This is a genomic window from Peribacillus sp. NPDC060253, assembly GCF_042727425.1.
Classification (GTDB): domain Bacteria; phylum Bacillota; class Bacilli; order Bacillales; family DSM-1321; genus Peribacillus.
This window is the reverse complement of record NZ_JBHXAS010000172.1, coordinates 1-7,669: the sequence shown is the minus strand read 5'-3', so window position 1 is coordinate 7,669 and position 7,669 is coordinate 1. Positions and strand designations below refer to the sequence as shown.

The window sequence follows — 7,669 nt, the reverse complement described above, 5'->3', positions numbered from 1 at the left end:
ATATTATATTAGTACTATTATTTTACTTAAGGAGGAAACGGTTCATGTTACAAATGATTGTATTCGGGATTATTTGTGGTTTACTGCTGGGATTTGTGCTTCAAAGAGGCCGTTTCTGTGTTGTTGGTGCATATCGTGATTTGATTTTAGCTAAAGATGGACGTATGTTTTTAGCTACATTTGTTGTTATAGCGATACAAAGTATTGGCGTTTATGCATTGAATGATACAGGGATCATTCAATTTGGAAATGACGGTTTTCCATGGTTGGGAACTATAGTCGGTGGATTTATTTTTGGCATTGGAATGGTGCTAGCCGGCGGTTGCGCTACTGGAACTTGGTACCGTGCCGGAGAGGGCATGATTGGCAGTTGGGTTGCTCTTTTCGGATATATGCTTGGAGCTGCAATGACAAAGTACGGAGTTTGGAAAGCGGCAGGGGACAATCTGTTGTCGTATCGTACAAGTGATACGTACATTCATGAAACATTGAATGTTTCGCCTTGGGTGCTTGTAATTGTTGTGACCACTTTGGTGGGCCTCTTGGTGATTCGTGAATTAAGAAAACCTAAACTGCCAATCTTCAAAATGAAACAGAAAAAAACCGGATTGGCTCACATTTTATTCGAAAAACGGTGGCATCCATTTGTTACAGCATTATTGATTGGCCTGATCGCAATCATGGCCTGGCCACTAAGTGCAATGACAGGCAGGATGTTCGGTCTTGGAATCACAGCTCCGTCCGCTAACATTCTAACTTTCCTTATAACAGGAGATAATGCGTTGATCGATTGGGGTACGTTTTTAGTATTGGGTATTTTCCTTGGCGCTTTCATCGCAGCAAAAGGGAGCGGCGAATTCCGTTGGCGCTTGCCTGATATGAAAACGTTGCGTAATAATGCAATTGGCGGCGTAATCATGGGATTCGGTGCAAGTGTTGCCGGAGGGTGCACAATAGGGAATGGCCTGGTGAACTCGGCATTATTTGCTTGGCAGGGTTGGATCGCCATTGTCTTTTTCCTATTAGGTACATGGGTAGCCACTTATTTCACGATTATCCGTAAGCAAAAGAAAACAGCGGCTATTTCAAAAGCTGCATAAGATTCGTGATGAAAATAATTTATTGGGGAGTGTAATGTATATGGCGAAGGTATTGGAAACGACTGGGATGGTATGTCCATTCCCTCTAGTGGAAGCTAAAGAAGCAATTGTGGATATGACCAAAGGAGAGGAACTAATCATTAATTTCGATTGCACCCAAGCAACGGAGAGCATTCCTCGCTGGGCAGCTGCTGAAGGTCATGAAATCACGGAATTTGAGCAAATCGATGACGCTAAATGGCGTATAATCGTAAAAAAGGGAAATTGATTTACAGAAACGTGCCAAGGTAACTTGTGCACGTTTTTTTTTTATTATCTAAGGCTGAATTGTTGGAGCTGAAAGCCCTAAGTGATAACATATCTTTAACCACATTTAAGGAGATGTTGATAAAATGGTAGATGAGGTCATTTTAAATGATGTTCCACTGAAGGTTACTGATTTTCTTGCTGAAACTGTAAAGGATTCTGAAGGTGGAGAAATCAGAAAAGTCAGTTTTAATTTCAAGGTTACAAATAGTGAATATCATGATATTACTACACTTCTTTATCAAATGGTTTTTGATGTGAAAATTCCAGATTCAAATGAGGAATTTAGGGCAGAAATTTTTAACTATGCAACTTCAGTTACGAATCTTTATGAAGAAAATGCTGTGGGTGACTTTTCGCTGGTCTTACTGGAAGTGAACGAAACGGAATGATTACATTGCCAGTCTTGTAAAGATATGGGTTACTGTCTATAATAATAGTGACAATCATTCTATACATATGAGGTGGTACTTTTGCTAAGTGGCTGGTTTTTATGGTTTATTCTATTTTGGGTAGCCCTTTTAATTATATTGATGAGCATAGGTGGCTTTTTCATGTTTCGAAAGTTCCTCAAAAGATTTCCTAAAGAAGATGGGAAATCCGATATGGATTGGGAAGAATACTATTTGGACCAAACAAAGCACCTATGGTCAAAGCAGCAAAAGGAATTACTTGAAGATTTAGTGAGCCCTGTACCAGAACTTTTCCGCGATGTTGCCCGTCATAAAATTGCGGGGAAAATCGGTGAATTGGCTTTAAAGGAAAAAGCGGGCGATATTTCGGAGGATCTAGTGATACGCGGATATATCATTGCCACACCAAAACGTGACCATAAATTCTTACAAAAAAAATTAGCCGAAAGAAAAGTGAATATGAGTCCATATGAACATTTATTCAGCTAATGATGAAAAAGGCAGACTCTTAGGAGTTTGCCTTTTTTATTCTGTAGAAATGAAAACTGACTATGGTGGTAAAAATTAGAACGTTTGTACCCAAACCATGCTAATCGTTAAATTTTTGATATAATAATAGTAAGTAAAAATGAGGACGGAGTGAAACTATGAAATTTATCCATACGGCCGATTGGCATTTAGGGAAAATCGTTCACGGGGTACATATGACCGATGACCAAAGGCATGCGCTCTTGCAATTCATAGAAATTGTCGAAGAAGAAAAACCGGATGCGGTCGTGATTGCCGGTGACCTATATGATCGTTCGGTTCCGCCGACTGAAGCGGTAGAACTTCTTGATGAAATCCTATATACGATTAATGTGAAAATGAATACACCGATCGTTGCGATATCGGGAAACCATGATTCAGCAGAAAGGCTTGCATTCGGTTCATCATGGTATCGTCATAGTCAGTTATACATTCATGGCAAATTGACAAAAACATGTGAGCCGGTCCGCATCAAGGGAGTCAATTTTTATTGTGTACCATATGCAGAACCAGGTACGGTTCGCCACCTTTTTGAAGATGATAGTATCCATTCTCATCAAGACGCGATGAAGCGGATAACCGGAACGATTGCGGAAACCTTCAATAAGGATGAACCGAACGTCTTCGTAGGACATGCTTTTGTATTAGGCGGTAAAACGAGCGATTCAGAACGAGTCTTGTCAGTAGGTGGCTCTGGCTGTGTTTCATCGGACTTATTCGATGCGTTCGATTATACGGCACTTGGACATTTACATAGTCCGGATGCGATACGCCATCCTAAGGTGTTTTACTCTGGTTCACTATTAAAATACTCTTTTTCGGAGGCTAAGCAAAATAAGTCGCTTTCCATCGTCGATATGAAGGAAGATGGAAGCTTCGATTTGCGCTATCGATCTTTGGTACCCAAGCTAGATATGAGGGAAATATCCGGAACAATGGAAGAACTACTTGATCCCTCTTTTTATCAAGCGCAAAAAAAGGATGACTACTTGAAAATAACACTTAATGATGAGGGATCACTCATCGATCCGATTAATCGCTTGAGACAGATTTTCCCGAATGTACTTCATCTGGAGAGAAAATGGGATTTGACTGACCTTAGAAGAAAAAAATCCTTTTCATCTGTAAAAGATGAACGGAAATCAGAATTGGATTTGTTTGAAACGTTTTATCAAGAAATGACAGATCGGAACTTTGATTCTCAAAAGCAAGATTTGATGGTTTCGGTAATTGAAGCTGTGAAGAAAGAGGAGGCTTTGAAATGAGACCACATATTTTAACGATGCAGGCTTTTGGACCGTATGCAGGAAGAGAAACCATTGATTTTAATTCCCTCGGAGAACGGACCATGTTTGTCATTTCTGGAAAGACAGGTGCTGGGAAAACCACGATTTTTGATGGGATTAGTTTTGCAATTTATGGAAAAGCGAGTGGGGAAGATCGAAGCGGCCAAGATTTGCGAAGTCAGTTTGCCGAAGATGATATATTGACGGAAGTCTCGCTGCAATTTTCTTTGCGCGGAAAAACCTATTTAGTGATCCGGTCACCTCAGCAGGAACGGAAGAAAAAAGCTGGTGAAGGAACCACAACCGTTGGTGCAAAGGCTGAATTATATGAACTATCGACCGATGGAAAAAAAATACTTGGTGCAAATGTCCGTGAGGTTGAAGAAAAAATCAAATTACTTATTGGTCTTGATGCCAATCAATTTCGGCAAATCTTGATGATACCACAGAATGAATTTCGAAAGCTGTTAACTTCCGATAGTAAGGATAAAGAACAGATTCTCCAGAAATTATTTCATACTGAACTTTATAAACGAATCGAAGAAAAATTAAAAGAAGAGGCTTCGATCCTTAAAAAGCAAAGTGAAAAAAGCGCTCAGCGTCGAATTGAATTAATGAAAGGTATCAAGCCTGGTAACCATGAAGAACTGTTGGCGCAATTGCAAACGGAAGAGCCTAACGAGCAGCAGGTCTTACCACTTTTACAAGAAGTCATTTTGGCAGCAACAGAAAAAAATGAAATTGTAGATAAACAAATACAGGCAAAGCAGAAAGCTCGTGATCAAATAAATCAAGAGCTTTCAAAAGCGGTCGATTTATTAAATAGATTTTCGGAAAAAGAAAAACTGCGAAAAGAAAAGGATTCCCTGGAAGCAAAGCAGCCTGAAATGGAATTAGTGAAAGATCAAATCAAAATGGCACATAAGGCCGTGTCGCTCGAAAAGCAGGAACAATACTATTTACGTATTGGCAAACAAGTACATGATGCAAAAACGGAACTTGAAAAGTTAAGTGAGCAGGCGGAGAAGTTGCAAGCTGAGCGCAATGTGAAGCAGAATTCCTATGGACAGGAAATGTTGAAAGAAAACCAAAGGGAGCAGGCCATACGAAATGTTCATCAGCTAGAGCAGGTTAAAGAAGCTGTCTTGACTTTTGCAAGCTTAAAAGCTCAAGTTACTTTAGATGAAAAAGCGTGGCGAGCAAGTAAAGAACTTCGGGAAAAATATGTTTCGGACCAAAAGGCAATTGAAGTGGAGGCCGAGAGAGTAGCTCAAGAAAAAACTGAAGCGGAAAAAGCAGCGGTTCTGTTTCGTGATAAGGAAATCGAAGCAGAAAGAAACAATCAATCGTACCTGCAAATAAAAAAGCTTCAAGAAGTACTTTCTGAAATACAGAGTATGAAGAGGTTTCTGGATGAAAAGCATGATCGGTTCCAAGAGATTCAAAGCAGTCATATTCAGGAAAAGGGAAAACTGGAAGCCCTCACTCAAAAGTGGCGATCAGGTCAAGCAGGTATGCTTGCTTCCATGTTGCACTCAGGAGAAAATTGTCCTGTGTGCGGATCGATAAATCATCCTGAACCAGCGCTAATGCATGAGGATATGCCGACGGATGTGGAACTGAAAGAGCAAGAAAACAAGCTAAAAGTTTCAGAACAACAAAAAAGCCAAGCTGAAAGTGCATACTATCAAGCAAAATCCAAATATGATGCACTAGTGGAGTCTTCACAAGAAAAGTTGGCAGACTTACAAAAAGACATGCCGCAGTTTAAAGATGAAGATATCGATGATCATTTGAAGCATTTTGAACAAAATGGAAAAGCGCTGCAAGAGCAGGTAACAGAATTGAATCGTAAAAAGTCTTTATTTAGCAATTTGGAAAGACGGTTGCTGGAGTTAAAAGAGAAAGCAGCCCAGCTCCAAGAGAATCTGACTTCTTTAGAAAGTAAAGAGGACCATGAGAAAACGAGGTTTATCGAAAATTCTACAAAACTATCAGGAATAACAGATTCCCTGCCGGATGGAATACGGACAGAGGAAGAATATGATGCTGCCTATCAAATCGCTGTAAAGACGCAGAAAAGCTTACAATTGACCTTGGAAGATGCACAAAAAAGCCTTCAAATGGTAAAAGAAAAAGAATCGGCCATCAATGCAAAAAAAGATTCACTAAGTGGAAATATAAATGCTTTAAATCAAGAATTGAAGGAAGAACGGGAAAAGTTAATCACGGATATGACAATTCAAGGTTTTTCCAACTATAAAGAATATACAGCCGCAAAAAGATCGGAATCGGCTCTTGGAAACCTAGAGGACCAAGTCCAGCAGTATAATCAAAATTGGCAAAGTGTTTTGAGTCTGTTTCATGATTTGGAAATGAAATTAAAAGATGTAATCAAACCGGACCTTGAAGGATTGAAAAAGACTTTTGATTTCATAGATGGAGAATTGGAATTGTTACGTCAAAATCAGAATGAATTGCATGCCGAAAAACGGACTAACGAAGAAATTGAAATGAAGCTGGCGCAAATCAGGAAAGATCAGAAAGAACTGGATGAAAAGTACAGTATTGTCGGTCATCTGTCAGAGATTTCAAAAGGACAAAACTCCTTCCGAATAACTTTTGAACGGTATGTATTGGCCGCTTTTTTAGATGATATCTTAAAAGAAGCCAATTTAAGATTACTGAAAATGACCAGTGGCCGCTATCAGCTGTTACGAAAGCTAGATCCTACACGCAGGAATATCCAGAGCGGTCTGGAGTTGTCTGTGTATGACCAATATACCGGGCAGGAGAGGCATGTCAAAACCCTATCGGGAGGAGAGAGCTTTAAGGCATCACTTGCTCTTGCTTTAGGTCTTGCGGATGTTGTCCAACAGAATGCAGGCGGAATCTCACTTGAAACGATGTTCATTGATGAAGGTTTCGGCACGCTTGATCCCGAATCACTAGATCATGCGATTGAAGCGTTAATGGATATACAAAGCACTGGAAGATTAGTCGGGATAATTTCGCATGTTCCAGAATTGAAAGAAAGGATTGACGCCCAACTCCAGGTCATTTCGACACAAAAAGGAAGTCGAACGTCCTTTTACTTTGCAGGATAAATCAAGTTAAAAAAGAATGGCTAAGGAGCAGGGTGCTCTCTACGCCATTCTTTTTATTATGATGATCGTATTACTCGATATTAATATCTTCGACTGTTTTTCCGGGGGAAAACTTATGGATGCGAATCACCAATATCGGATTTGAAAATTCAGCGGTAATCCGTCGTGAGCAAATCGAAAAGGGGAAGGGGATTTTCCTCTGTGTGGGTAGTGTATCCACTTTTTTTTCAAGAAAGCGCTTTTGATTATCGTCAACGATGATCGATAGCTCATTATCACTTAGGCAAACTTTAATATCTTTAACATCATGATTTTCCAAAACCGCTTCCACCATATACTCATCGTCACTTTCGTATATATCAATTGAAAAAAGTTGATGATCCAACGCACAAGTTTCCGGATCCAGAAAAAATTTTTTTACCCATTCATCAAACTTTTCAACCTCGTTCATTTGCGATCCATGTTGATTGTCTTGCATGTTGATACCCCCGGTTTTACTTTGTTAATATTGTATGTTTGAAGGATGAAGATGGTGATTGAAAAAATGAAAATGGTTACAAAAAAATTAGGCTACTTTAAGTCTTCAAAAAACAGAGATGAAGAAGCCTGATTTTTTTTTATAAATTCCTCGATTATGTAATTTTTTTAAATACCATGATTTAGAAAGAACGATTCATTGCATTCGTATTTTCAGATCCGTTTTAGGCTTTTAACACGGTGGATGGAGCCTAGCGGAAGTTATGGATAACCGTTTTCCGATGATTTAGATACCAGCACTCTCATTACATCCATAGCCCTATCAATTGTTTGCATGTGTATACCACAAACTCCAGAAGTCATTTTTTTTGAAAATTCTTAATATATTGACATTTTGCTCTTTTTAAATTTATAATTAAATAAGATTTCCATTTCAAGAAAATCATTTCCAC

7 protein-coding genes are annotated in these 7,669 nt (G+C 39.2%); 6 read left to right on the top strand and 1 reads right to left on the bottom strand.

What is annotated here, in order from left to right; genetic code table 11:
• Nucleotides 1-44 precede the first annotated feature (44 nt).
• The 6 genes from ACFWE9_RS24855 to ACFWE9_RS24830 all read left to right on the top strand — a co-directional run bounded on the left by ACFWE9_RS24855 (nt 45) and on the right by ACFWE9_RS24830 (nt 6,740).
• Nucleotides 45-1,100: a YeeE/YedE family protein gene (locus tag ACFWE9_RS24855; RefSeq protein ID WP_230159650.1), complete on the top strand. Its 1,056-nt coding sequence runs from the start codon at nt 45-47 to the stop codon at nt 1,098-1,100.
• A gap of 40 nt (nt 1,101-1,140) precedes the next feature.
• Complete coding sequence (locus ACFWE9_RS24850) at nt 1,141-1,368, top strand: sulfurtransferase TusA family protein (protein WP_230159649.1); 228 nt, start codon at nt 1,141-1,143, stop codon at nt 1,366-1,368.
• A 124-nt stretch (nt 1,369-1,492) separates the two neighbouring features.
• On the top strand, nt 1,493-1,798 hold the full coding sequence (locus ACFWE9_RS24845; RefSeq protein WP_230159648.1) for a DUF3219 family protein: 306 nt from the start codon (nt 1,493-1,495) through the stop codon (nt 1,796-1,798).
• A gap of 81 nt (nt 1,799-1,879) precedes the next feature.
• Complete coding sequence (locus tag ACFWE9_RS24840) at nt 1,880-2,308, top strand: DUF2621 domain-containing protein (protein ID WP_230159647.1); 429 nt, start codon at nt 1,880-1,882, stop codon at nt 2,306-2,308.
• A 158-nt stretch (nt 2,309-2,466) separates the two neighbouring features.
• Nucleotides 2,467-3,612, top strand: a complete 1,146-nt coding sequence (locus ACFWE9_RS24835) for an exonuclease SbcCD subunit D (RefSeq protein ID WP_230159646.1) — start codon at nt 2,467-2,469, stop codon at nt 3,610-3,612.
• The gene (locus ACFWE9_RS24830; RefSeq protein WP_377359320.1) at nt 3,609-6,740 is read left to right on the top strand and encodes an SbcC/MukB-like Walker B domain-containing protein; all 3,132 of its coding nucleotides are present in this window, start codon (nt 3,609-3,611) and stop codon (nt 6,738-6,740) included. The genes ACFWE9_RS24835 and ACFWE9_RS24830 overlap by 4 nt, the downstream gene beginning before the upstream one ends.
• A gap of 70 nt (nt 6,741-6,810) precedes the next feature.
• On the opposite strand, the gene ACFWE9_RS24825 is transcribed toward ACFWE9_RS24830, so the two are convergent.
• Entirely contained in the window at nt 6,811-7,218 is a 408-nt protein-coding gene (locus tag ACFWE9_RS24825; protein WP_230159644.1) for an Hsp20/alpha crystallin family protein, read from the bottom strand.
• Nucleotides 7,219-7,669 lie beyond the last annotated feature (451 nt).

Coding starts and splice junctions, on each gene's coding strand:
- ACFWE9_RS24855 (WP_230159650.1), top strand. CDS start 45: ATGTTACAAATGATTGTATTCGGGATTATTTGTGGTTTACTGCTGGGA.
- ACFWE9_RS24850 (WP_230159649.1), top strand. CDS start 1,141: ATGGCGAAGGTATTGGAAACGACTGGGATGGTATGTCCATTCCCTCTA.
- ACFWE9_RS24845 (WP_230159648.1), top strand. CDS start 1,493: ATGGTAGATGAGGTCATTTTAAATGATGTTCCACTGAAGGTTACTGAT.
- ACFWE9_RS24835 (WP_230159646.1), top strand. CDS start 2,467: ATGAAATTTATCCATACGGCCGATTGGCATTTAGGGAAAATCGTTCAC.
- ACFWE9_RS24830 (WP_377359320.1), top strand. CDS start 3,609: ATGAGACCACATATTTTAACGATGCAGGCTTTTGGACCGTATGCAGGA.
- ACFWE9_RS24825 (WP_230159644.1), bottom strand. CDS start 7,218: ATGCAAGACAATCAACATGGATCGCAAATGAACGAGGTTGAAAAGTTT.